The sequence below is a fragment of the Candidatus Corynebacterium faecigallinarum genome, assembly GCF_052264515.1.
GTDB lineage: Bacteria > Actinomycetota > Actinomycetes > Mycobacteriales > Mycobacteriaceae > Corynebacterium > Corynebacterium faecigallinarum.
The window spans coordinates 108,728-133,328 of record NZ_JBQQOC010000008.1; the positions used below are offsets into that span (position 1 = coordinate 108,728).

General features: G+C 64.8%; 21 protein-coding genes. 11 read left to right on the forward strand and 10 right to left on the reverse strand.

The window, feature by feature from the left end:
* Positions 1 to 22: 22 nt before the first annotated feature.
* Complete coding sequence (mgtE, locus tag ACTXPP_RS06110; RefSeq protein ID WP_301494921.1) at positions 23 to 1,378, reverse strand: magnesium transporter; 1,356 nt, start codon at positions 1,376 to 1,378, stop codon at positions 23 to 25.
* 316 nt (positions 1,379 to 1,694) lie between these two features.
* On the opposite strand from mgtE, the gene ACTXPP_RS06115 reads away from it, so the two are divergent.
* The 5 genes from ACTXPP_RS06115 (at position 1,695) to ACTXPP_RS06135 (ending at position 7,428) form a co-directional block, all read left to right on the forward strand.
* Complete coding sequence (locus ACTXPP_RS06115) at positions 1,695 to 3,914, forward strand: DEAD/DEAH box helicase family protein (protein WP_443341338.1); 2,220 nt, start codon at positions 1,695 to 1,697, stop codon at positions 3,912 to 3,914.
* A gap of 138 nt (positions 3,915 to 4,052) precedes the next feature.
* Entirely contained in the window at positions 4,053 to 4,631 is a 579-nt protein-coding gene (locus tag ACTXPP_RS06120; RefSeq protein ID WP_301494924.1) for an RNA polymerase sigma factor, read from the forward strand.
* 95 nt (positions 4,632 to 4,726) lie between these two features.
* On the forward strand, positions 4,727 to 5,662 hold the full coding sequence (gene trxB / locus ACTXPP_RS06125; protein ID WP_301494926.1) for a thioredoxin-disulfide reductase: 936 nt from the start codon (positions 4,727 to 4,729) through the stop codon (positions 5,660 to 5,662).
* Between the two features lie 231 nt (positions 5,663 to 5,893).
* Positions 5,894 to 6,220, forward strand: a complete 327-nt coding sequence (gene trxA, locus ACTXPP_RS06130; protein WP_301494928.1) for a thioredoxin — start codon at positions 5,894 to 5,896, stop codon at positions 6,218 to 6,220.
* A gap of 17 nt (positions 6,221 to 6,237) precedes the next feature.
* The gene (locus ACTXPP_RS06135) at positions 6,238 to 7,428 is read left to right on the forward strand and encodes an N-acetylmuramoyl-L-alanine amidase (protein ID WP_443341339.1); all 1,191 of its coding nucleotides are present in this window, start codon (positions 6,238 to 6,240) and stop codon (positions 7,426 to 7,428) included.
* Between the two features lie 66 nt (positions 7,429 to 7,494).
* Here ACTXPP_RS06135 and ACTXPP_RS06140 read toward each other — a convergent pair whose 3' ends face one another.
* The 8 genes from ACTXPP_RS06140 to rpmH form a co-directional block, all read right to left on the reverse strand.
* Positions 7,495 to 8,196, reverse strand: coding sequence for a hypothetical protein (locus tag ACTXPP_RS06140; protein WP_301494932.1), 702 nt, complete (start codon positions 8,194 to 8,196; stop codon positions 7,495 to 7,497).
* A gap of 127 nt (positions 8,197 to 8,323) precedes the next feature.
* A complete protein-coding gene (locus ACTXPP_RS06145; RefSeq protein ID WP_443341340.1) occupies positions 8,324 to 9,508 on the reverse strand; it encodes a ParB/RepB/Spo0J family partition protein in 1,185 nt (394 codons plus the stop codon).
* Positions 9,508 to 10,449, reverse strand: a complete 942-nt coding sequence (locus ACTXPP_RS06150; RefSeq protein ID WP_301520277.1) for a ParA family protein — start codon at positions 10,447 to 10,449, stop codon at positions 9,508 to 9,510. Before ACTXPP_RS06150 ends, ACTXPP_RS06145 begins: the two co-directional genes overlap by 1 nt.
* 215 nt (positions 10,450 to 10,664) lie before the next feature.
* Entirely contained in the window at positions 10,665 to 11,324 is a 660-nt protein-coding gene (gene rsmG, locus ACTXPP_RS06155) for a 16S rRNA (guanine(527)-N(7))-methyltransferase RsmG (protein ID WP_301494938.1), read from the reverse strand.
* Positions 11,325 to 11,396: 72 nt separating this feature from the next.
* Positions 11,397 to 12,719 carry a membrane protein insertase YidC gene (gene yidC / locus ACTXPP_RS06160; RefSeq protein ID WP_443341341.1) on the reverse strand — a complete coding sequence of 441 codons (1,323 nt, stop codon included), beginning with the start codon at positions 12,717 to 12,719 and terminating at the stop codon, positions 11,397 to 11,399.
* Positions 12,720 to 12,792: 73 nt separating this feature from the next.
* Positions 12,793 to 13,020 carry a membrane protein insertion efficiency factor YidD gene (gene yidD / locus ACTXPP_RS06165; RefSeq protein WP_301520282.1) on the reverse strand — a complete coding sequence of 76 codons (228 nt, stop codon included), beginning with the start codon at positions 13,018 to 13,020 and terminating at the stop codon, positions 12,793 to 12,795.
* Positions 13,021 to 13,162: 142 nt separating this feature from the next.
* A complete protein-coding gene (gene rnpA, locus ACTXPP_RS06170; RefSeq protein ID WP_301520279.1) occupies positions 13,163 to 13,519 on the reverse strand; it encodes a ribonuclease P protein component in 357 nt (118 codons plus the stop codon).
* Between the two features lie 26 nt (positions 13,520 to 13,545).
* On the reverse strand, positions 13,546 to 13,689 hold the full coding sequence (rpmH, locus tag ACTXPP_RS06175; protein ID WP_301498625.1) for a 50S ribosomal protein L34: 144 nt from the start codon (positions 13,687 to 13,689) through the stop codon (positions 13,546 to 13,548).
* Between the two features lie 753 nt (positions 13,690 to 14,442).
* Here rpmH and dnaA point away from each other — a divergent pair.
* The 6 genes from dnaA (at position 14,443) to ACTXPP_RS06205 (ending at position 22,984) form a co-directional block, all read left to right on the forward strand.
* Positions 14,443 to 16,167: a chromosomal replication initiator protein DnaA gene (gene dnaA / locus ACTXPP_RS06180; protein WP_443341342.1), complete on the forward strand. Its 1,725-nt coding sequence runs from the start codon at positions 14,443 to 14,445 to the stop codon at positions 16,165 to 16,167.
* A gap of 894 nt (positions 16,168 to 17,061) precedes the next feature.
* Positions 17,062 to 18,228 carry a DNA polymerase III subunit beta gene (gene dnaN / locus ACTXPP_RS06185; RefSeq protein WP_301497692.1) on the forward strand — a complete coding sequence of 389 codons (1,167 nt, stop codon included), beginning with the start codon at positions 17,062 to 17,064 and terminating at the stop codon, positions 18,226 to 18,228.
* 1 nt (position 18,229) lies between these two features.
* Positions 18,230 to 19,378: a DNA replication/repair protein RecF gene (gene recF, locus ACTXPP_RS06190; RefSeq protein ID WP_301497690.1), complete on the forward strand. Its 1,149-nt coding sequence runs from the start codon at positions 18,230 to 18,232 to the stop codon at positions 19,376 to 19,378.
* Entirely contained in the window at positions 19,375 to 19,974 is a 600-nt protein-coding gene (locus ACTXPP_RS06195) for a DciA family protein (RefSeq protein ID WP_367618730.1), read from the forward strand. The genes recF and ACTXPP_RS06195 overlap by 4 nt, the downstream gene beginning before the upstream one ends.
* Before the next feature lie 96 nt (positions 19,975 to 20,070).
* Complete coding sequence (gyrB, locus tag ACTXPP_RS06200) at positions 20,071 to 22,125, forward strand: DNA topoisomerase (ATP-hydrolyzing) subunit B (RefSeq protein WP_301520583.1); 2,055 nt, start codon at positions 20,071 to 20,073, stop codon at positions 22,123 to 22,125.
* Positions 22,118 to 22,984, forward strand: a complete 867-nt coding sequence (locus ACTXPP_RS06205; protein ID WP_301497687.1) for an alpha/beta fold hydrolase — start codon at positions 22,118 to 22,120, stop codon at positions 22,982 to 22,984. The genes gyrB and ACTXPP_RS06205 overlap by 8 nt, the downstream gene beginning before the upstream one ends.
* Positions 22,985 to 23,134: 150 nt before the next feature.
* Here ACTXPP_RS06205 and ACTXPP_RS06210 read toward each other — a convergent pair whose 3' ends face one another.
* Complete coding sequence (locus ACTXPP_RS06210) at positions 23,135 to 24,274, reverse strand: ArsR family transcriptional regulator (protein ID WP_443341343.1); 1,140 nt, start codon at positions 24,272 to 24,274, stop codon at positions 23,135 to 23,137.
* Positions 24,275 to 24,601: the final 327 nt, after the last annotated feature.

Below are 24,601 nucleotides of genomic sequence, written 5' to 3' on the forward strand. Positions count from 1 at the left end.
GCCGGAACATAGATCCCCAGCACTAGATCCCCAGCACGACGCGGGCGATGAGGAAGTACACGATCAGGCCGGTGGCGTCGACGAAGGTGGTGATGAACGGGTTCGAGAACACTGCCGGATCAACCTTCAGCACCCGGGCGATCATGGGCATCACGCCACCGATGGTCGCGGCCATGGAACACACGGCCAGCAGGGTCAGGCCGATGACGATGCCCACGTCCGGCTCGAAGAGCAGTCCGGTGATCACCGCGCCGAGCGTCCCCAACAGGGCGCCGAGGCTGACGCCCACCCCCAGTTCCCGCAGCAGCACCTTCATCACATCGCGTGGATGCACATCACCCAGTGCCAGGGCACGGGTCACGGTGGTGGCCGCCTGGTTGCCGGCGTTGCCACCGGTGCCGATCAGCAGCGGCACGAACAGTGCCAGGACGGTCACCTGTTCCAGGGTGTCCTCGAAGGTGGACATCACCTGCACGGTCAGGGTGGCTCCGATGGCGAGCACCAACAGCCACACCACACGGGAACCGACCAGGGAACGCACCGGGGTGGCGAAGTAGGGCCGACGCAGCGGCTCCACACCACCCTGACGCGCGGTGTCCTCGGTTTCCTCGTGCTCGAGGATCTGGGCGGCGTCGTCCAACGTGAGCACACCGACCAGACGGTCCTCCTTGTCCACGACCGGGAGAGCGAAGTGTCCCAGGTTGGTGCACTTTCGCGCTGCACTCTCCGCGGTCTGGTAGGCCGAGGCCACATCGGGTCGCTGCATGATGTCGCCGATCAGGGTGTCCGGCTCGGCGCGCAACACATCGCGGAGACTGAGGATGCCGATGACCTTGCGGGCGTCGTCGAGGACGGGCAGGGCGTACACCGTCTCGGCATCGTCGAGTCCGGAGCGCACCCGCTCCAGGGTGTCGCCGGCGGTGGCGTCCGCCCGGAGGTTCAGTGACTCCGGGGACATGCGGCGTCCGACCGAGCCCTTCGGGTAGCCGAGGACCTCGGAAGTCATGTCCCGTTCCTTCGCCGACAGGCCCCGCAGCAACCGTGGCGCCAGGGTGGCGGGAAGTTCGTCCAGCAGCCAGACGCGGTCATCCGGATCCAGCTCGGCGAAGATGGCGGCGACTTCGGCGTCCTGCAGGTCGTGGATCAGATCACCCTGCATATTGGGGGAGAACAGGTCGAAGACGGCCATCGCCCGGTCCTTCGGCAGCAGCCGGTAGACGATGGCGCGGTCGTTGTCGGCCAGACGTTCCAGCACCAGAGCCAGCTCATCCGGGGTCACCCCCGTCATTGCGGCGCTGATCGCGGGAAGGTTCTTGTTCTCGATGAAGGTCTCGATGGTGTCGACGAGGTCGATGACATCGCTCTGCGGGGTGGTCATACACGGTCCTTGTTGTCATGGTGAGCGCTGTACGGTGCTACCGTGCCGGGGATCATCCGGGGAAAAGCGCAGGACGTCGGGGTCGCGCGCACCCCATGACGCAACAAAGCCGGTGAAGACCAGGTGTGGTCTCAGCCCAGGTGCAGCCGTGAGGGCGCGCTGGATGATCGATCCGGGATACTGTCACTGGACATTCGCGCCCCCACCTCCTTAAGTCGTACCTCTGGGACCCACTTTCCGTGGGTGTCAACTGTCCTGAACCTAGTCAGGCCACCTGCCCGGAGCAAGTTCAGGGCGACTGTTAGGCTTCGGGTTTGTGAGCAACTTCGGGTTCATCCGGGACGACTGGCCCGGGATCTTCGATGCCTGTACCCGCGCCGAGGCGAACCTGGCCCGGGATCCGCGGGCGGCCTGCTTCTACGCCCGCAGGGCCGGTGAGCTGGTCGCCGAGGAGATCCACACCATCGAGGACCTGCCGCGGGTCCGCGACAAGAACTTCCTGAACCTGCTGCGTCCGCGTCCTTTCCGGGATGTCGTCGACCAGCCGATCCTCGACAAGTTCCACGTCCTGCGCAAGGTCGGTAACACTGCGGTGCATGCCAGCGGAGACGTCAAGAAGGCCACCGCCCGGCTGCTGCTCAACGAGTTGTTCCACGTCGTGGTGTGGGCGGCGCAGCGCTACACGGTGCACCCCGATGATGTGCCGGTGCATGCGCAGTTCAGCCCGTCGCGGATCAGCTCGGACCGTACGGGCGCTACGGGTTCTGCCGACCATACCGTCCTGCGGCGGACGGCGGAACGCCAACAGGCGGAGATCACGGAGCTGCGTGCTGCGATCGCCGATGCGCGGGCGCGGCGCACCGGCAGTGACACGCACGACTACTACGAGGCGGCGACCCGTCGGGTGCTGGTGGACGAGCTGCTGCACGAGGCCGGGTGGGATCCGGACCCGGCGGATGCCGACCATGAGCTCACCGGCTCCGGGGGAGACGTGCTGGCGGTGGTCGGCACCGGCGAGGTGGTGGGGGAGGTGCGTCGGCGGATGCGGCTGACCGCCGACCGGCTGGCCGAGGAGTCCGGGGTGCGTCCGGTGATCTTCTACTCCAACGGGGTCGACACGTACCTGTGGGATGACACGGAGGGCTATCCGCCGCGTCGGACGCAGGGCTTCTACACCCGCGCTGAGCTGGAGAATCTGGTCGCGCGACGGGGCGGTCGGCCGTTGGCTGAGGTGCTGTCGGACGCACCGGACGGTACGGACGGTACGGACGGTACGGACAGTACGGACGGTACGGACGGTACGGACGCGCAGCGTCCGGCGGTTCAGGATCTCGCCGCCCACCAGCGCCAGGCGGTGAGGGCCACGGTGACGGCCTTCGATCACCGGCAACGCGGGGCGTTACTGGTCATGGCCCCGGGGACGGGCCGGGTGGCCACCACCGCGGCGATCGTCGACGTGCTGGCCGAGGCCGGGTGGGCCGACCGGGTCGCCTATCTGGCCGATGATGCCCGGCGCCTGGAGCGGGCCCGGACTGCGTTGGCGGAGTTGGACCGGCCGGGGATCTACACGATGACCTATTCACAGCTGATGGACCGGGTGGAGCGTCTGGAGTTCGGCCCGGGGTTCTTCGACCTGGTGGTGGTGGACGAGACCGCTCCGTCGGTCCGGGGTGCCCACGACGTCCTGTTCGAGTACTTCGACGCACTGTTGTTGGGCTTCACCTGCAACCCGCCCGACCCGATCGACCAGGGCACGTTCGCACTGTTCGGCCAGCCGGAGGGGCAGCCGACATTCCAGTTCACCGCCGGGGATGCGGTGGAGGCCGGGGTGCTGGTCCCGGCGCGTACCGTGTCCGTCTCCGGTGTGGATGGTTCGGACGCTGCGGCGAAGAGCGCTGCGTTGACCTACCTGGAGGAGCATGGTCACCGGATCGACGGAGAGCTGGCGCGGACGGTGGTGATCGACCCGGCGGAGCACACCGATGCCCTGCCGGCCGCGGATCCGGAGATCACCCACATCGTTTTGCTGGACGATATCGGGTCGCCGACCCGACTGCGCGAGCTGATCGGCCGGGCCATGCTTCCGCATCCGGGCAAGACCGAGGCCCTGGTCATCGATACCGCCGGTAATCTCGCTTACCTGGACCAGGAGCTTCCGGATGCAGACCCCGGCCGTGTTCGGCGTGCGGTGGACCGCCAGGTGCGGCTGCTGGAGCATCTGGATTCGGGACGTCCTGACGGAACCACCCGCACCAGGAACTGTGGCGATGCAGGCGATACAGGCGATACAGGCGATACGAAGGAGCGCGAGGCCACTGCCGGGGACCTGGCGTCCTACTTCCGTGGCCTGGACACCGACAGTGTGGTGCTGCGCCCCTTCCGCCGCACCGTGGAATGGCTCGGCTCGGCGGGGACGTGGAGCTCACCACTGGATCCGCAGGTGGCCGTCTCTGCCTCGGAGGTCGCCGGACTGCCGGGTATGGAGGAGCCGGAGTTCAGCGGGGAGACCGGGCACGACAGCGGAGTCGAAAACTAGATTTTTCCGCAAAACCTTTACCGGGCCGCAGAGTCGCGCTACAGTGAAGGGCACAGCAGAAGTGCTGTAGGAGGACTCTTCACCGCGGGGACGGTGGAGGGCAGGGGAGAAGACACAGAATCCGGGGGATTCGTGACCATGACCATTGCATTGACTGTTCCATCTGCGCCTGAACTGTCCGACGCCGAACTACTGCGTCGCCACCACGCCGGCTGCGGGGAAGCGTTCGCGCAGCTCGTCGACCGGCACCGCGTGCTGTTGAACTGGACGTTGAGCCAGGCGGGCGTCCCGTACGACGACCGCGCCGACCTGCTTCAGGACGCACTGCTGAAGGTCCACCGCACCGCAGCGACGTTCCGGGGAGCCGGATCCGCGGCGTCCTGGCTGTGCACCATCGCGCGCAATACCGCATTGAGCCACGTCCGTCGGATATCCCGGCGCAACGAGGACTCCCACCAGTCTCTCGACCAGGATGTTCCGCTGCCCGAGCTGACGTGCCGTCGGGCGGTGGACGCCGGACGCGCGGTGCAGCGTCTCGTCCTGAATGACGCGGTGAACAGCCTGCATCCGGGGCTACGGGATGTGTTCATGTGCACCGAGGTCCACGACTGGCCGTTGGACCGCACAGCCGAGCATCTCGGTGTGCCGGTGGGGACGGTGAAGTCCCGGCGTGCCCGTGCCCGGGCGCATCTGCGACAACGGCTCACCGAAGAGTGAGCGGGGGAGTGAGCCGTGCGTCACTCGCGACTGCCTGGTGACGTACTCACCACGAGGTGCTTCGGGGGCTGGACAACATGGCTAGAATCATCTGCATGAGCGATTCCACCCCCACTGTCCACGACATCATCATCATCGGCTCCGGCCCCGCCGGTTACACCGCCGCCATCTACGCCGCACGCGCCGAACTCAAGCCGCTGGTCTTCGAGGGGATGGATTTCGGCGGTCTGCTGATGCAGACCACCGAAGTCGAGAACTTCCCGGGCTTCCCGGCGTCCATCATGGGCCCGGCGCTGATGGATGACATGCGCAACCAGGCCGAGCGTTTCGGTGCGGATCTGCGCATGGAGGACGTCGAGCGGGTCGAGCTCGCCGGCGGCATCAAGAAGGTCTTCACCGACGATGAGGAGTTCCACGCCCGCACCGTGGTGCTCGCCACCGGTGCCGCTCCGCGCTACCTGGGTGTTCCTGGCGAGGAAGCGCTGCTGGGCCACGGCGTCTCGGCGTGCGCGACCTGCGACGGGTTCTTCTTCAAGGAGAAGCAGATCGCCGTCATCGGCGGTGGCGACTCGGCGATGGAGGAGGCCGACTTCCTCACCAAGTTCGGCGACAAGGTGACTATCATTCACCGCCGTGGCGAGTTCCGTGCCTCCGCCATCATGGAGGAGCGCGCCCGCAACAACCCGAAGATCGACATGATCATGAACGCCACGGTGGAGGAGGTCCTCGGCGAGGGGACCGTCCGGGCCCTGAAGCTGAAGGACACCGTCACCGGCGAGACCCGTGAGGTCCCGATGGACGCCATGTTCGTCGCCATCGGCCACGATCCGCGGACCACGGTCTTCGAGGGCCAGGTCGAGCTGCAGGACAACGGCTATGTCAAGGTCGCCGAGCCGTCCACCGCGACCTCGCTGCCCGGTGTCTTCGCTGCCGGTGACCTGGTGGACTCGCACTACCAGCAGGCCATCACCGCCGCCGGCTCGGGCTGCCGCGCCGCGCTGGACGCCGAGGCGTACCTGGCTGCGCTGTAGACAGCCTCGGGAGGCTGCATGGAGACAGTCCCCAGAGGCCACTGACAGGCAGGTGACAGGCGTGTGACAGGCCCCTGACAGGTGCCGGGTCCGCCGATTCCGCGTTCATACCGGCCTTGACGCAAGTGTGACGAAATCGTGTCGGGACCGTGACGCTCCGGAGAGTGTAGTTGGCGACCCGTACAGGTAAGATCGCGTTCATACGTGTGCCCAACCCCAGGAGATTCACGAATGAACCAACCCCTCGCCGTGACGCAGGAATCCTTCCGCTCGAGCGTCATTGATGCCGAGCAGCCCGTGCTTGTCGATTTCTGGGCAGGCTGGTGTCAGCCGTGCCTGCAGATGGAGCCGACGATCAACGAGATCGCTGCCGACTACGCCGACAAGGTGTCCGTGGCCAAGGTCAACGTCGAGGAGGAGCGCGGCCTGGCTGCCATGTTCCAGGTCATGAGCATCCCTGCCCTGATGGTGTTCAAGGACGGCAAGAAGGTCGTCGAACTCCACGGCAGGCAGTCCAAGGACGATCTCGTGGCAGTACTCGACGGACTCACTGCGTAGCGGATCTGGTGGTTTCGATGTTCGGAGACAGGTTTCGGGTAGGGGACAGCAGTCCCCGCGTAGCCGAGGTGCGGGGAACTCTCGCCCGGCTCGGCTTCATCGACGGTTTCGATGGTGATGCCGCTGGCGATGGTTCCCAGCAGTGGACCCCGGAGGACGAGTACTTCGATCCTGCGCTGGAAACGGCGATTCAGGCTTTCCAGCAGCATCGTGGGATCGACGCTGACGGGACGATCACCGACGGCACGCTGCGTGCCCTCCGCGAGGCCTCGTACACCCTCGGCGCACGGGTGTTGTCCCTGCAGCCGCCCGATGCGTACTTCGTCGGTGACGACGTCGCCGAGCTCCAGTCACACCTGCTGGACCTGGGATTCTTCACCAGCCGGGTGGACGGCCACTTCGGGGAGGACACCCACTCCGCAGTACGGCTCTACCAGCTGAACTACGGTCTGACCGTCGACGGCATTTGCGGCCCGTCCACCCTGCGGTCACTGCGCTACCTCGGCCGTCGGATCACCGGTGGGTCACCGCAGGCCATCCGCGAGAAGGAACGGATCCGTGCCGCGGGTCCACAACTCACCGGCAAACGAATCGTGCTCGATCCGGGCCTGGGCGATGGTGAGCACGGCCAGATCGTCAAGGGGCCCTACGGATCGATCACCGAAGAGGAGATCCTGTGGGACCTGGCGACCAGGACCGAGGGCCGGATGATCGCCGCAGGTATCGAGACGATCATCTCGCGACCGCGGACCGGTAACCCCTCACACCTGGACCGGGCCTCGATCGCGAATGCTTTTGGTGCGGACCTGATGATCTCGCTACGAGCGGACTCCTACCCGAATGAGCGCGCACATGGTGCGGCTTCGTTCTACTTCGGCTCGGAAATCGGGCGGTCCTCTGTGAGCGGCGAGAAGCTGTCGAACTATATCCTGCGTGAGGTGTCGGCCCGGACCTCGTTGACCAATCTTCACAGCCACCGCAGGACCTGGGATATTCTCCGGATGACACAGATGCCGGCCGTGCAATTCGTCGCTGGTTACCTGTCGAACCCAGATGATGTCGCTGTGCTGACCGATCCAGATGCCCGGGACACCATCGCAGAGGCGCTGGTGGTTGCCGTGAAGCGGCTGTACCTGCTGGACGCCGACACTGCACCAACCGGCACCTACCGCTTTGCTGACCTGTTGGCGGCGGAGTCCGGGTCCTGAAGGGGTTAGAACCCGCCTGAGTCTCCTGGAGGGCCCTTCGCATGGCTCTGGGGCCTGATCCCGCCGTCAGGCCCACTGGCCGCCGAGTACGGTGCTCAGCGGGGCCGAATTGTTCAGCAAGGCGTGCGTGTCCGCCTCGAAGTCACTGAACAGGGATGCCGCACTGTTCAGGTCCTTGCGGTACCGGGGAAAGCGCGGGTGTTTTCCGATAATCTCGAAGCCCTGCTGTTCCAGGATGTCCGCCGACAGCACCGGGGCACCCTCAAGGTCACCACTGTGCGGACGCTCCTCCCACCCGTGGTAGCCCTCCGGGAAGTAGGAACCCTCCGGAGTGTCGGCGTCATTGCGCCCGAAGGCCTCCACAGCTACGATGCCACGTCGCTCCGCCTCAGTGACGACGGTGTCGATCAGGCTGTGCTCGAGATACAGACCCATGTAGGGCTGATCCACGAAGACATTCGAGATCAGGATCGCGTCACCGGAGACCGGACCAGAGGGCATGGCCAAGGAGCCGGGAAAGTAGGACGGGGGAGCGAAGAACACTGATGCCGCTGCACGTTCACCGCTTCCGACGTCGCCGGTGCTGACGTACGCGGTGTAGCCGCAGATGCCCCACCGGTACATCACGGTCTGGACCCACATCTGCTTGTCGAAGACCGCGTCATCGGATTCTGCCCCGGGAGGGAGTTCCCAGAAGGTATCTCGGGCAGCGTCGGCCTCCACTTGGGCATCACCGTCAAGGCGAAGTGCACTGTACCTGATCTCCACCGGCGCTCCTTACGTCGTCCGCTATCAGTCTACCGGGACTTATAGAGACAGTGCGGCTTTTGCCGTGGTTCTGGTAACTAATGTTTCACGTGAAACCCCACCCCCTGGTTTCACGTGAAACATTGACCTAGTCTTCGCGAGGAAGCTTCAGCAGATCAGTGATGCGTTCGAAGTCGTCCTCGTCGCCGAACTCAACGACGATCTTTCCCTTGCGGGCACCCATCTGGACGGTCACGCGGGTATCGAGGGCGTCCGCTGCGGACGATGCCCAGTGCTGGACCGCCTCGGGCTGTTCACGCACTGCGCGCTTTCGCTGCGACTTCTCCTGACCGTCACCGCGGTTGAGCAGCACGACAGCCTCCTCGGTCGCACGCACACTGAGCCCCTCGGCAACGATCCGGTCTGCCAGATGCTCCTGGTCCTCCTGTCCAGTCTTCACGCCCAGCAGAGCACGGGCATGGCCAGCACTGAGCACACCTGCAGCCACCTTGCGCTGTGTGGTGACCGGCAGCTGCAGCAGACGCAGCATATTGGTGATCAGGGGACGGGAGCGCCCCAGTCGCTTGGCCAACTCACCCTGGGTGACGCCGAACTCCTCCAGCAGCTGCTGGTATGCGCTGGCCTCTTCAAGCGGGTTGAGCTGGACACGATGAATGTTCTCCAGGAGAGCATCGCGGAGCATGTCTTCGTCATCGGTCTCGCGAACGATGGCGGGGATGAGCTCGAGGCCGGCAAGTTTGGACGCACGGAGGCGGCGCTCACCCATGATGAGTTCGAAACTGTTGGCCTCGAGCGGGCGGACGACGATCGGCTGAAGAAGGCCGAACTCCTTGATCGAGTGAACGAGCTCGTTGAGCGGCTCCTCCTCGAAGACCTCACGAGGATTCTTCACATTCCGCCGGATCTCAGCGATCGGAATCTCACGATAGCTGGCACCGAAGTCATTCGGAGTTTCAGCGGCGTCACTGACGGAACTTACACCCTCACTGGTCTCCACGGGAGAAACGTCACTGTGACGCTGACCTGTCGAGGTAACAGAGTCGGTTCCGGATGACGTGCCGCCGCGCGTGACGGTCGACGATCCCGGAGCGGTGGAGCCATCTGATGATGACTTCTCGGCGCCGCGAGTCGCCGACGCGCCGGCGGGGGAGGAGTGTCCGGTACCGAGAATCACATCGGCAGCGCCCGCGCCCAGACGAGGCTTCGAGGGCCCGGTGGGAATCAGTGCGCCGAGTCCCCGGCCCAGTCCGCCGCGTTGAGTCTCGGCTTTCGGCATCTGGGGAGCGGCCGGCTTCTTCTTCTTTTCAGTCATCAGTTCTTCTCCGTGGTGTGAAGCTCAGGCGCGACGCCGATGGGGCCGGTCTCTTCCAGCGGCAGGTAGTCGCCGCGCTCGGCGAGTTCCACTGCAGCATCGAAGTACGCGAGGGAACCCCGCGAACCCGGGTCGTACTGAAGAACGGTCTTGCCGTAGCCGGGAGCTTCCGAGACCTTGACGCTCCGTGGTATCTGGTTCTCGAGAACAGCACTGCCGAAGTGGGTCCGGACTTCCTCGGCGACCTGCTCCGACAGTTTCGTCCGGGCGTCGTACATCGTCAACAGTACGGCGGAGACATGCAGTCTCGGGTTCAGGTGCTCGCGGATCATCGTGATGTTGTTGAGGAGCTGCCCCACACCCTCCAGGGCGTAGTACTCACACTGGATCGGGATGAGCACCTCGGTGGCAGTGTTCATGGCGTTGATCGTGAGAAGGCCCAGGGACGGCGGGCAGTCGATGAAGACGTAGTCGTATCCGGCCTCAGCCAGATAGCTCTTACGTAGCGCATCGGTGAGTCGGTACTCACGCCGGACCATCGACACCAGTTCGATCTCCGCTCCGGCGAGATCGATGGTCGCCGGAATGCAGTGCAGATTCTCGTTCTCCGAGTTCACCTGGATGACCTCATCCGGCTTCTTCTCACCGATCAACAGCTCATAGCTGGACGGTGTGCCCATCCGGTGCTCGGCACCGCAAGCAGTCGAGGCGTTACCCTGCGGGTCGAGGTCGACGACCAGAACCTTCATCCCGTGCAATGCCAACGCCCACGCCAGGTTCACCGTTGAGGTGGTCTTGCCGACACCACCCTTCTGATTCGACACCGTGAGGATACGGGTCGTTGAGGGCCGGTTCAGGGTGAGACGCTCCGGGTTCTGAATGCGCGCTGCCCGACGGGCCGCATCAGCGATGGGGGTGTCATTCCACTCAGATGGAATCATGAACTACCTTTGCACAGTGTATTGCCCCGGACGGTCAAGAAGCGGGGGAGGGGTTTCACGTGAAACATTCACGGTGTCCCCGTCTAACCCTCAACAGTAGTCGTCTTCCCCCGTGTGAACAACGGAGGTTTCACGTGAAACATCGGCCGTGGCGTCGATGCACCGGACCGAAATGACAACAATGTCATTCAGCGTCACATCGTCCCCACTGACGCTCAGCGGCGTCGCTCCACCACGGCCACGAACGTCGGCTGCGACAACACACCCTCGCCGACCGACACGACCTCACCGTCGGATCCTCCGGCCTTACGGATCTCATTGCGATCGCGCACCAGCTCTTCGGTCACGGAGGAACCCTTGAGCGCTTTCACCGCACCGCCCTTACGCGCCAGGGGCAGCGACCACCGGATGAGACGTCCGACCGGGGCGACGGCGCGGGAGGTCACCACGTCCGCGCCACCCACCGCGGAGATGATGTCCTTCTCCTCGGCACGACCCCGGTACACCTCGACATTGGTCAAACCCAGATCGTCAACGACCTCCTTGAGGAAGGTAGCCCGTCGCAGCAGCGGCTCCACCAGCTGGACAGTCAGATCCGGGCGGGCGATCGCCAGCGGGATACCGGGAAGCCCGGCACCGGAGCCGACATCCACCACACGAGCCCCCTCGTCGATGACGTCGCCCAGCACGGCACTGTTCAGGATGTGCCGGTCCCACAGGCGGGGAACCTCACGTGGGCCGATCAGCCCACGGACAACGCCGGCGTCCGCCAGCCAGCCAGCGTAGGACACAGCCAGTGCTGCACGGTCACCGAAGACCTCGGTGGCGATGGCGGGGATCTCTGGAACGTCGTCGATACTCACGAGGTCCAGCATAGCGGCAGTGGACTCCATCCCAGACAGCAGGACGCCCCGACCATGAAGGTCGGGGCGTCGGTGCGAGGGGAGTCAGGCCTTGGACTGCTTGACGTCCTCCAGGATGGCGAGGAACTCGAGGTTCCGGCCACGCTTCTTTCGTTGGTTCTTCGACGGCGGGTTGTCGATGACGTCCTGCAGTCGGGTGATGGCGGAGTCGAGGGCCTCGGGGGTCATCGTCTCGGCCTGGGCGCGGTATTTCCGGGCCTGCTCGTCATCCAACTTGGAGGAGGAGCCGGCGCCCTCAGCGGAGCCGCTGGAGGCCTGGGAGACTGCAGAAGCATCCTTGACGACCTCGGCACCGTCCGGGCCCTCCAGGGCGTCCTGAGCGTCCTGAGCGTCCCCAGCGTCCTCTCCGGACACCGTCGCGACATTGCCGGCGCTGGCGGCAGCGGCAGCAGCGCCGCCCTTCGGCTTCTTACCCGGCTTGGGGGCGTTGGTGCGCTTGGCGGCGAGCTTCGCCTCCTTCTCCTCCTCCTCTTCGCGGTCCATCTTGCGGAAGACGAGGAGCTGCTGGACGAACATCCAGGTGGTGTTGGCGCACATGTAGACGGCCAGACCGACCTGCCAGAGGAAACCACCGGCGAACATCATCACCGGCATGACCCAGAGCATCAGCTTCTGCATCATCATCATCTGGTTCTGCATCATGTCTTCCTGCGCAGTTCCCGCCTTCTTCTTCGGCTGCGCAGCCTGACGCTTCTTCTGCCGGTCCATCGACATGCGGGCGTTGAAGTGCATCAGCACCGAGGCGATCGCCATCAGCGGCAGAACGACGATGATGATGTTCCAGCGCTCGAAGTCGACCGAACCATCGGCGGAGAATGCGCCAAAGGCGTCCTCACTCATGGAGATGAAGCCGGACAGCGGGGTACCGGACAGGCGGGCGTCCAGGAAGGACTGGACCTCGTCGACACCGAAGACGTAGTTCGAGGTGTTGCGGGTCTCCTCGATGGTCATGCCGAGCTGACCCATGCCGTCACCGGTGCGGTTGAAGGAGCGAAGCACGTGGAACAGGCCGATGAAGATCGGGATCTGCACCAGCATCGGCAGACAGGAGGCGAGCGGGTTGACACCCATCTCCTTCTGGAGTTTGCGCATCTCCAGTGCCTGCTGCTGCTGATCGTTGGCGTACTTCTTACGGATCGCCTGCATTCGCGGCTGCATTTCCTGCATCTTGCGGCTGGAGCGCAGCTGCTTGATGGTGGGGCGAACGAGGAGACTGCGGATGGTCACCACGAGGAAGATGATCGCGAGGGCCCAGGAGAGGCCGGAGTCCGGGCCCAGCACAAAGCCGAAGACTTTGTGCCAGAACCACAGCACCGCCGAGATGGGGTAGTAGATGAAGTCAAGCACTGCTAGTGCAATCTCCTTGTTGTCGGAAGATGGTCGGTCTGGTCGGTCTTGTCGAACAAGTCGGACTTGTGTGTTACTTCTTCGTCCGGCGGCGTGCCGGCGGGACAGGGTCCCAGCCGCCGGGGTGCCACGGTCCACATCTGGCGAGGCGGCCCACACTGAGGATGACACCCTTGATCAGACCATGCCGGGACAGGGCAGTCAGGGCGTACGCGCTGCAGGTTGGCTCAAAACGGCACGACGGTCCCAGTTTAAGGGGTGAAAGATAGTTCTGGTAACCCAGAATGAGACGTCGTGTCAGTCGGGCACGGCCGGCGGAGGTGTCTCCGGGGGTTGGTGTCCCGCGATTCCCGCCAGACTCGGTGCCACGCTGGGCGCCAGACTGGGGGCCAGAGTGGGGGCCATGCTCGGCGCCAGACTGGGCACCGGTGTGCGACCCCGTCTCAGGCGCTGAGTCGCCGGAGTGCCCGTCGCACATCGGCCTCCAACTCCTTCGAGCTCGCCGTCGCCGCGGCCGGCAGTGCGCGCAGCACGAGGCAGGCGCCGGGTTCCAGCGTTGCGTCCTGCGGGTCCTGTAGGACGCTTGCAGTGACATGCCGTAGACGCCGCGACACCGCGTGGCGCGTCACGGCGTTGCCGACGGCCTTCGAGACGACGAGTCCCATGCGCGGACCCCCGGTGAACGTGCCCCCCTGGACATACAGATACACCACCACGGTGCGCGCCCCCTTCTTCCTGCCTCGGCGGACGGTCTCGCCGAAAAGCGAGGTCGACCGGAGACGGTGTTCCGGGGAAAGCACTGCGGTGGTGTTGGTTTCCGCGTGTGTTACGCGGAGACGCTCTTGCGGCCCCTGCGGCGACGGGCCGAGACGATGGCGCGGCCGGCGCGGGTGCTCATGCGAGCGCGGAAGCCGTGCTTACGAGCGCGACGACGGGTGTTGGGCTGGAAAGTACGCTTGCCCTTGGCCACGGTACTCACTCCTTCAAGTTGTTCTTATCGTTCGCCGCGATCGCATACCGGCTGGACTGTGGTGCAGCCCGGTCGGCGCAGAGGACCGCGACTGCGGTCGGTGGGGGTGGGACGGTAACGGCACCCGGAGGTACCTTGCACTGTCCCTCCGTCCTGTGACGGTGTTGAGTGAGACGGTGATGACGGACCGATCACCGATCGGTCGCGACAGCCACAGTGTCACTCGAAGACGATCTAAACCCTACGTGGTTCTGGGTCGTATATCAAAAAGCGACACGGAAGAACACCGGGGAACAACGCGAGGAAAACAGAAGTACACCTTTGTCATTTAGTTGACCGCCACGCCGCAAGTCACCCTGTGGTCCGACCGCCCTGGACACTCTCCCCACATAGTTGTCCACATGTGAACCTGCAGGTCGCTGAAAATCCTCCCAGGTCACCTCGACCTAATGTGGATAACTCTATCCACCCTGAGACTCTGAACCTCCGGTTGAGGGGTAGTTTTCCCAGGTCAGTCCGCATTCACAAGAGAGGGTTGAAGTTGTCCACACCGTGCCGGTACGATGTGCAGAACGCGCCCGAGCGAGTTATCCACATATGTGCACAAAGATGTGGATACCCAGTTCAGGGCACCTCCCGCGGTGTGAACACTGTTGGGGGAACAATGCGGAGAAACGGTGGATACCGCCGCCGCCCACACCGCCCGCACAGACTGCACAGACTGCACAGCCCAAGAAAGGGACCCTCGCCCACATGCCCGATGCCCTCAATTTCCCGGACATCTGGGCGAACCTGGTCGACCGCTGGGTCAGCGCCGACGAAGACTCCGCCGAATTCCCCAGGCTGACGAAACGGCACCGTAGTCTGTTGCGCCAGCTCACCCCGGTGATCCTGGTGAACCGCATCGTCGTGCTCACGGCACCGTCGAAGTGGGTCCGCACCGAGACCGAGACCCACCTGTCCGAACTCATCTGCGATGTCCTCTACGAGGAGGTCGGCTACCCGGTGACTCTGTCGCTGAGTGTGGAGGACGCGACTCCGGAGGGTGACTCGGAGCCGACCGTAATCCCGAAAGCGGAGCGGATCCCCGAGATGGACTACCAGCGGGAATCCGGCCACGACCATGACTCCGGGTCGCCGCAGTCCGCTCACTCCCCACAGTCGGGTATGCAGCCCGGAATGCCACGGGACATGCAGCGGGACATGCAGCCCGGCGTACAGCCGGGCATGCAGCGACCCATGCACTCAGGACTCCAGCAGAACATGCCGCCGGCCGGCGGGTCTGCTCCCACCAACTTCAACCAGGGCGTACAGGGCGAACCGGGAACAACCCCGGAGCGGCAACGCCAGCACTGGGAGGATCTCACCGGCTCCCATTTCCAGCAGCGTGGTGGCAGTGCAAACGAGGTGCAGAACACGCGCGGCGAGGTCCGGGACAACAGCGAGAACCGGCTGAACCCGGACTACACCTTCGACACCTTCGTCACGGGGTCGTCCAACCAGTTCGCCAATGCTGCCTGCCGGGCGGTGGCGGAGCGTCCGGCGCAGGCCTACAACCCCCTTTTCATCTGGGGTGATTCGGGCCTGGGCAAGACCCACCTGCTGCACGCGATCGGCCATTACGCCCGTGACCTGCGCTCCGGCATGAAGGTGCGCTACATCTCCAGTGAGGAGATGACCAATGAGTTCGTGAACTCGGTGCGTGACGGTCGTGGTGAACAGTTCAAGCGGCGCTACCGCAACCTCGACATGCTCATCGTCGACGACGTCCAGTTCCTCCAGGGTAAGGAGAGCACCCAGGAGGAGTTCTTCCACACCTTCAATGCGTTGCAGCAGGCCAACCGGCAGATCGTGCTGTCCTCGGACCGTCCGCCGTGGCAGCTGAACACCCTGGAGGATCGGCTGCGCACCCGGTTCGAGGGTGGACTGATCACCGACGTGCAGACGCCGGACCTGGAGACCCGCATGGCGATTCTGTCGAAGAAGGCGCAGATGGAGGGCACGTACCTGCCGGACGACGTACTCGAGCTCATCGCCAGCCGCTACGAGAAGTCGATCCGTGAGCTCGAGGGCGCGCTGATCCGTGTCACCGCGTACTGCTCCCTGAGTAAGGAGCCGGTGACCAAGGAGGCTGCGGAGGTCGCCCTGCGCGACATCATGCCTGATCCCAAGGACGTCGAGGTCACTCCGCAGATCATCATCGAGGTGATCACCAGCTACTTCAACGTGACCCCCGATGAACTGATCGGCAAGGCGAAGCACCGCTACCTGGTCACCGCCCGTCAGCTGGCGATGTACCTGTGCCGCGAACTGACGGAGCTTCCGCTCAAGGAGATCGGCGGGGTCTTCGGTGGCCGCGACCATACGACCGTGATCTACGCCGAACGCAAGGTCCGCACGACGATCCAGGAGGATCGCAAGACGTTCCAGCAGATCCAGGAGCTCACCCAGCGCATCAAGTCGCGCGCGCGCCAGTAAGACGCTGTCAGTAGGAGGCTGTCAGTAGGACGCAGTCAGTAGGACGCTCCGGTGGCCGACGTTGTCACCGGCCGGCGGGGGCCAGAGGGGGACCGGATGAGGTCGACTGGGGTCGGCGGGGGCCAGCGCGGGGGCCAGCGGGGGTCGACTGGGCACGGCAGGGCCTGACCAGGGGTTGTAGACTTGTCCACGTGCTTTTCCACCGGATCCCTCCAGTTATGGACAAGCAACTGACAGTTCTCCACACTGTATGACCTGCAGGTTCGAGAAGTTGTCCACAATTCCACAGAGAACTGCACATTCTTGTAATTCACGGCGTGTCATTAAGTGATCTTCGTCACATCCAGCAACGCGACCAGGCCAATGCGGCGTCTCTCGACCTGCACCATCCACATTCCATCACCGAGATGTGGACAAATGACATTCTTGTAATTCAGCAGGTCACGGCAGTGTGAGTACTACTCCAACTTCGACATAAGCGCAGGTCACCGCTGTGGATAAGCAGTGGACAGCAACAGGGCACCAAGTGCACAAATTGTGGATAACTACCACCCGCCGGACGTTATCCACATTTCGCCCCAGTTATCCACACTCACATGCACCCAGTGTGCACAAAATCCGCAGCCGACGGCCACGAACCTGACCAGCAGAGAGACCGCCAGGATCGTCTGTTATCCACAGAATCCACACCCCCTACTGCTACTACCGAAATTTCCATGTAAAACTCCAAGAAGAAACAACCGGTGTGCACATCGCCGGATCGCCTCGACGTTCTGCCCTCCCGGACGAGCTCGGCCAGGATGGCCGCTCGGTACCGTGAGTCCGACAGGTCGGCTAGTGTGAGTTCCAGCAAAAGGACTCGACCAGAGACTCGCCAGAGAAAGGACCCCTCGCGTGGACCAGCACGTCAGCTTCACCGTGTCCAAGGATGATTTTTCCTCGGCACTGGCCTGGGTGGCACGCAACCTTCCGAGCAAAGCCAGCCAGCCGATTCTGCGCGGTGTGCTCATCGACGCCACCGAGGACGGCCTCCAGCTCTCCGGCTTCGACCGTGAGGTGTCCACCAAGGTTCGTGTCTCCGCCGATGTCGCCGAGCCAGGCCAGGTCCTGGTCGCCGGACGGTTGGCGTCCAACATCATCGGCGCCCTGCCGGACAAGCCGGTCAAGCTCGACTTCGACGGCACCAAGGTCCAGGTCAACTGCGGTAGTTCCCACTTCGAGCTGCCCGCGATGACCATCGAGGACTACCCCGTCCTCCCGGAGTTCCCGCAGGTCGCCGGAACCCTGGACCCGGATCTCTTCGCCCAGGTCATCACCCAGGTCGCCACCGCCTCGAGCCGCGACGACACCCTGCCGATGCTCACCGGTATCCGCATGGAGATCGACGGCGAGCACCTCGTGCTCGCCGCCACCGACCGCTTCCGCCTCGCCGTGCGCACCCTGGACTGGGCACCGGCCCGGGCCGACATCTCCGGAGAACTCCTCATCCCGGCCCGTACCCTCGCCGAGACGGCCAAGTCGCTGGACGCCCACGGTGAGCCGGTCGAAATCGCCCTGGACCCCGAAGGTGGCCGTCTTCTCGGTATCTCCACCGCAGAACGTCGCACCACCACCCGGCTCATCGACGCGGACTTCCCGAAGTTCCGCTCCCTGCTGCCGAAGAGCCACACTTCCCTGGCCAGCGTGGAGATCTCGCCGCTGCTCGACGCGATCCGACGTGTCTCCCTGGTCACCGACGGAAACTCCCCGGTGAAGCTGGACTTCAGCGAAGGCAACCTCACCCTCTCCGCCGGCGGCAGTGACCTCGGTGAAGCCAAGGAGCAGCTACCCTGCGCCTTCGCCGGCGAGCCGCTGGTCATCGCCTTCCACCCCAGCTACCTCAAGGATGGTCTGGGTTCCATCGGTACCGACCGCGTGGTCTTCGGATTCAACCAGGCATCCCGGTCGGCCATCCTGGTGCCCGAGCCCTCCGAGCTGCCCGAGCAGTCCACCGACGGGACCTTCCCGACCCCGGAATCCACCTTCACCTACCTGCTGATGCCGGTCCGCCTGCCCGGCTGACATGTACATTCGCTCGCTCCATCTCGGTGACTTCCGCTCCTGGCGTCAGCTCGACGTCGAGCTGACCCCGGGAATCACGGTTTTCGCCGGCCCGAACGGCAACGGCAAGACCAACATCATCGAGGCCCTCGGCTACCTCGCCCACCTGGGCTCACACCGGATCAGTTCGGACGCCGCCCTCGTGCGCCAGGGACAACCGTCCGCCCGGATCTCCGCCACCGCAGTCAACCAGGGCCGCGAGCTGACCGCCCACCTCGTCCTGAATGCCCAGGGCGCCAACCAGGCGGCGGTGAACCGGACCGCGGTGAAGAACCAGCGCGGCATCGCCGGTGTCGTGCGCACCACCCTGTTCGCCCCGGAGGACCTCGCCCTGGTCCGCGGCGAGCCGGAACAGCGCCGCCAGTTCCTCGACCAGACCATGATCGCCCGCTATCCGCGTCTGGCCGGGGTGCGCAGCGACTACGACAAGGCCCTGCGCCAGCGCAATGCCCTGTTGCGCAGTGGTGACACCGATGAGTCCGCGCTGGCCACACTCGACGTGTGGGACGCCCGGCTGGCCCACCTCGGCGGCCAGATCATGTCGGCCCGGGTGCAGCTGGTCCACGACCTCGCCCCACACGTCGCAGACACCTACGCCCGGCTGGCACCGGGGTCGCGTCCTGCCCTGATCTCCTACACCGCCACCGTCGGTGACCACGGGGGACCGGGGGAACCGCAGCTTCTCGACCCGGATGTTGCTGAAGCACTGCTGCTGGAAGGCTTCGCGACCAGGAGATCCCAGGAACTCGACCGGGGCATCACCCTGGTCGGTCCGCACCGGGACGATATGCTGCTGACCCTGGGGTCCCAGCCTGCGAAGGGCTTCGCCAGCCACGGTGAATCCTGGTCATTCGCATTGACGCTGCGTCTGGCCGCACACCGGATGCACCGGGCGGACGGCACGGAGCCGGTGGTCATCCTCGATGATGTCTTCGCCGAACTGGACCGTACCCGCCGCGCAGCACTGGTGGAGCTCGCCTCCGATGCCGAACAGGTGCTGATCACCGCTGCGGTGGGGGAGGACATCCCCGAGGCGTTGCTGGAGAAGGCGACCGTCCACCAGGTCCGGGCGACCGACACCGATGACGGCCGGATTTCGGAGCTGTCATGAATGATCCCATCGAGGATCGCCTGGAGATGCTCAAGGCGTTGTCGGGGCGTCCGACACGCAGGAAAGACACCGGAAATGGGCGGGACGGCGCGGCGGCGAGCGCCGATGCCACGTCCGGCAACGGTGGCGACACCCCCGGCACCGCCGGGCGCCGCACGCCGTACAACCCTCGGCGACGGGGGCGGCGTCCGAAACGTATGAAGACCCGCTACGACGGACGGCTCGACCGGAGTTACCGTGACCCCGGCGCTTTCAACGAGCTCGTGGTCAAGGAGATCCGACGTAATGGCTGGTCACGGAACTTCGCGATCGGGCAGCTGCGTAGTGCGTGGCCGGAGATCGTCGGAGAGAACATCGCCGGACATACCCGCGTGGTGAAGTACAACGAGCAGAAACGACACCTCCACATCGAGAGTGACTCCACCGCCTGGGCGACCAACCTGCGGCTGATGCAGACCACCATTCTGCAGACCATCGCCCGCAGGGTCGGGCCGGACGTCGTCGCCGAGTTGAAGATCTACGGGCCGAAGGCGCCGAGTTGGCGGCATGGGCCACTGCATGTTTCGGGACGCGGACCTCGCGATACCTACGGCTGATCGGCACGTCAGCTGGTAGTCAGCTGGTATGATGGTGTGGTTAGTGTCCTGGAGCTTCCAGGACAAGACGAGTCTCGTAAAGGAACGGTAGCGACTGTGGCTGAGGCCGAGAACATCCCCCAGAACAACGGTGACTACGGCGCGGATTCCATCACCATCCTCGAGGGCCTGGAGGCCGTCCGCAAGCGCCCCGGAATGTACATCGGCTCCACCGGTGAGCGCGGCCTGCACCACCTGATCTGGGAGGTTGTCGACAACTCCGTCGATGAGGCCATGGCCGGCTACGCCGACAAGGTCGAGGTCACCCTGCACGACGACGGCTCCGTCGAGGTCGCCGACAATGGCCGTGGTATCCCGGTGGAGATGCACCCGACGGGGCGTCCCACCGTCCAGGTCGTCATGACCGAGCTGCACGCCGGCGGTAAGTTCGACTCCCAGGCCTACGCCGTCTCCGGTGGTCTGCACGGTGTCGGTATCTCCGTGGTCAACGCCTTGTCGAGCCGGGTCGAGACCCAGATCACCCGCGACGGCTACCTGTGGAACCAGAAGTTCAACAACTCCCTGCCCGAGGAGCTCGCGCAGGTCAAGAAGGCCCGTGGCACCGGTACCCGGCAGCGGTTCTGGGCCGATCCAGCGATCTTCGAGACCACCACCTACAACTTCGAGACGGTGTCTCGTCGGCTGCAGGAGATGGCGTTCCTCAACAAGGGTCTGACCATCACCCTCACCGACGAGCGTAAGCAGATCGTCGAGGAGGAGGTCGAGGCCGAGAGCGTCGCCGCCGAGGCCACCGAGGACGCCGCCGCGCCGAAGACCGAGGAGGAGCAGTCCGCCGAGGAGAAGGCAGCCGCCCCCAAGGTGCGCACCAAGGTCTTCCACTACCCGGACGGCCTGAAGGACTACGTCACCCACCTCAACCGCTCCAAGACCACGGTGCACCCCACCATCATCGGTTTCGACGCCGAGGGCGACGATCACGACGTCGAGGTCGCGATGCAGTGGAACTCCGGTTACGCCCAGTCGGTGCACACCTTCGCCAACACCATCAACACCATCGAGGGCGGTACCCACGAGGAGGGTTTCCGCGCCGCGCTGACCTCGTTGATGAACCGCTACGCCCGGGACCACAAGCTGATGAAGGAGAAGGACGGCAAGCTCACCGGCGATGACTGCCGCGAGGGCCTGGCCGCCGTGATCTCCGTACGCGTCGGCGACCCGCAGTTCGAGGGCCAGACGAAGACCAAACTCGGTAACACCGAGATCAAGGGCTTCGTGCAGAAGATGGTCAACGAGCACGTCGCCGCCTGGTTCGACGCCAACCCGGCCGAGGCCAAGGCGATCATCTCCAAGGCAGTCTCCTCCGCCCAGGCCCGCGATGCCGCCCGTAAGGCCCGTGACCTGGTGCGTCGTAAGTCCGCCACCGACCTGGGTGGGCTGCCCGGCAAGCTCGCCGACTGCCGCTCCAAGGACCCGGTGAAGTCCGAGCTCTACATCGTGGAGGGTGACTCCGCCGGTGGTTCGGCGAAGTCCGGCCGCGACTCGATGTACCAGGCGATCCTCCCGCTGCGCGGCAAGATCCTCAACGTGGAGAAGGCCCGGCTGGACAAGGTGTTGAAGAACGCCGAGGTCCAGGCGATCATCACCGCCCTGGGTACCGGTATCCACGACGAGTTCGACATCTCCAAGCTGCGGTACCACAAGATCGTGCTCATGGCCGACGCCGATGTCGACGGCCAGCACATCGCCACCCTGCTGCTGACCCTGCTGTTCCGCTTCATGCGTCCGCTGGTGGAGGAGGGCTACGTGTACCTCGCCATGCCGCCGCTGTACAAGCTGAAGTGGGGCAAGGGTGAGCCCGGCTTCGCCTACTCCGACGCCGAGCGCGATGAGCAGCTCAAGGAGGGGCTGGAGAAGGGCCGTAAGATCAACAAGGACGACGGCATCCAGCGCTACAAGGGTCTCGGCGAGATGAACGCCAAGGAGCTGTGGGAGACCACCATGGATCCGACGGATCGGATGCTGAAGAAGGTCACCCTGGAGGACGCCGCTTCCGCGGACGAGACCTTCAGCATCCTCATGGGCGATGATGTCGTGGCCCGACGTAGCTTCATCACCCGCAATGCGAAGGACGTCCGCTTCCTCGATGTCTAGAGTTTCCGGGACGTCCGGCGCGTCCGTCTACCGCGTCACCATGCCGGACGGCAGTACCTCCCCGGTGCGGCTGTACCCCGGCGACGGTCCGTTGGTGGTGGTGTGGCCCGGGTTCGGCATGGGTGCACGCTACTACCGTCCGATCGCTGAAGCGCTGGTCGACCAGGGTTTTTCCGTGGCTGTCGGCGAATTGCGTGGTCAGGGTGACAACACTGCGGTGGCTACCCGCCGCGACCGGTGGGGATACCACGATCTGGCGTCCCAGGACTACCCGCGCACCATCGAGGGGGCGAAGACCGCCCTCGGTCTGGAGGCGGATCACCCGACCTACCTGCTGACCCATTCGATGGGAGGCCAGATCGGTTCGCTGTTCCTGGCCCGTCCGGAAACTGCAGAGCTCAATGTTCGCGGCATGATGGGTGTCGGCAGTGGGTCCCCGTGGTACCGGACGTTCCCGAACCCCGAGCGGTCCCGCCTGTTCTTCGGCGGTTATGTGATGGGCGGTGTCAGCAAGGTGCTCGGATACTGGCCGGACGGACGGTTGGACATCACGAACTACGGTCGCCAGTCCGGCATCCACCTGGGGGAGTGGGCCCGGTTCGGACGCCACAACACCCTCGCTGACCTGACCGGCCAGGACATCGACTACCAGGCGGCCATGGCGTGTGTGGATGTTCCGGTTCTGTTGACCCGCTTCAGCAATGACACCTACTGCACGGTGGAATCCTGTGATGCCCTGGCATCACTGATCCCCGCCGAGGTCGAGGAGTTCGATGGCACGCTGGGTCACAACCGCTGGGCCCGTGACCCGCAGGTCGTGTCGGAGCGTTTCCGGGCTTTCGCCGACGCCACGGCCTGACCCGGCCAGCTCGATTTCGGAGCCGGTGTCAGATACGTGTGAAGAATTGCTGCTCCTGGGCGGAAATCCCGGCGATTGATCCCACCTATCCGACATCAGGGAGAGGGGAGCGGGGGCGGGGACTGCGACCTGACTATGTCAGCGTCCGGATCACGGGAGACCTGCGAGAGTTCCCAGCGGATCCTGCCACAGGCGGTGAAGTGCGGTGACCGCCGCCGCCCGGGACAGGATGCCGTCCCCGGCCCGCTGGATGCTCAACTGACGACCGTCCCCGCGCAGCCCGTCGGCGATGAAGCGGACTGTCCCGGCGTCCGCAGTGAAGGTCTCACCTGCGAAGACGACGGTGGTCGGGTCGACCACGTCCACGGCCAGTGACACGATGCGCGACAGCAGCCGGGCGCGCTCGTCGAGGAGCTCACGGGCGGTTTCGTTGTGTTCACTCAAGGCGACGAGGTCGGTGATGGTTGTGGCCGGTAGCCCCCGCTGCCGGGCGGTGGCCAGCACGGAGGTCGTCCCCAGCGGGTGGCCGTGGCCGGTGGTGGGGAAGGGGCCGGAGTGGGCGATCTCCTTGAAGGCCGACGGAGCGGAACCGGTGTGGGGCTGGTGGACGCTGTCACCCACGATCCAGGCGTGTCCGACGAGCTCGCGGGCGTAGATGTAGAGCGTCGAGGCCCGCGGGTCGGCGTGGGGGTACAGCGGCGAGCTGGCCAGCTCGGAACCGGCCATTGCGCCGACACCGGTGGAGACGGCCACGGGGATGCCGGCGTCCAGATGGGCGGCGGGGTCCACGTTCTCCCAGCCGTACTCGGGTGCGTTGATGCGTCCGGTGTAGTCGACGTGGGCGGAGAAGGCGACGCCGAGGCCGACCGGATTGGGCAGGTCGCGCCCCAGGCTGGTCAGCCCATGCTTGATGGCTTCCAGGGCCTCGTCGGGTTGAAGCTCCGTGATCGGCAGGCGCAGGGTGCGGGTGCGCAGGGGGCGTCCGGCACCGTCGACGGCGACGAGCTGGGTGCTACGTAGGCCGACGTGGGCTCCGAGTGCGGTGAGGTTGTGACCGTCGGGGTGCAGGGTGGAGCCGGGACGTCCGACGGCACCCGCTGCGGTCGGGGAGCCCTGGTGCACCAGACCGGCGTCGATGAGGGTGCTGATGTGGCGGGTGATGGTTGGTTGGGACATGCCGAGATCGTCGTGCAGCTGCGATCGGGTGATGCCGGGGACCGTGCGCACCTGGTGCAGGCACTGGGCAGGGCCGGTCGCCGGTGCGGTGAAGTGTGCGGTTGCGGGATTCACGGATGGTCTCCCGCCCTGCGCCGTAGTGATCGTCGGTGTGGTCATGTCCCCGACTTTAATTCATCCGAATCGAAAGATACAGACCGATCTGTCTATCTGTTCCCTGTGAATCGAACTCCTCCGGGGTACGACGTATTCACCCCGAACAGAATGCTCGCCGCGGCTACGTACTGGTGGTCTACTCGGTGGAATGACTGTCGAAGTTACTAGAGATACCGATTCCATTGAAGCTACTGAGTGCACTGAGAAGACTGCCGATGTGACGCTGCACTGGTTCCTTCCGACCAGCGGCGATTCGCGTTCCATCGTGGGTGGAGGCCACGGCGC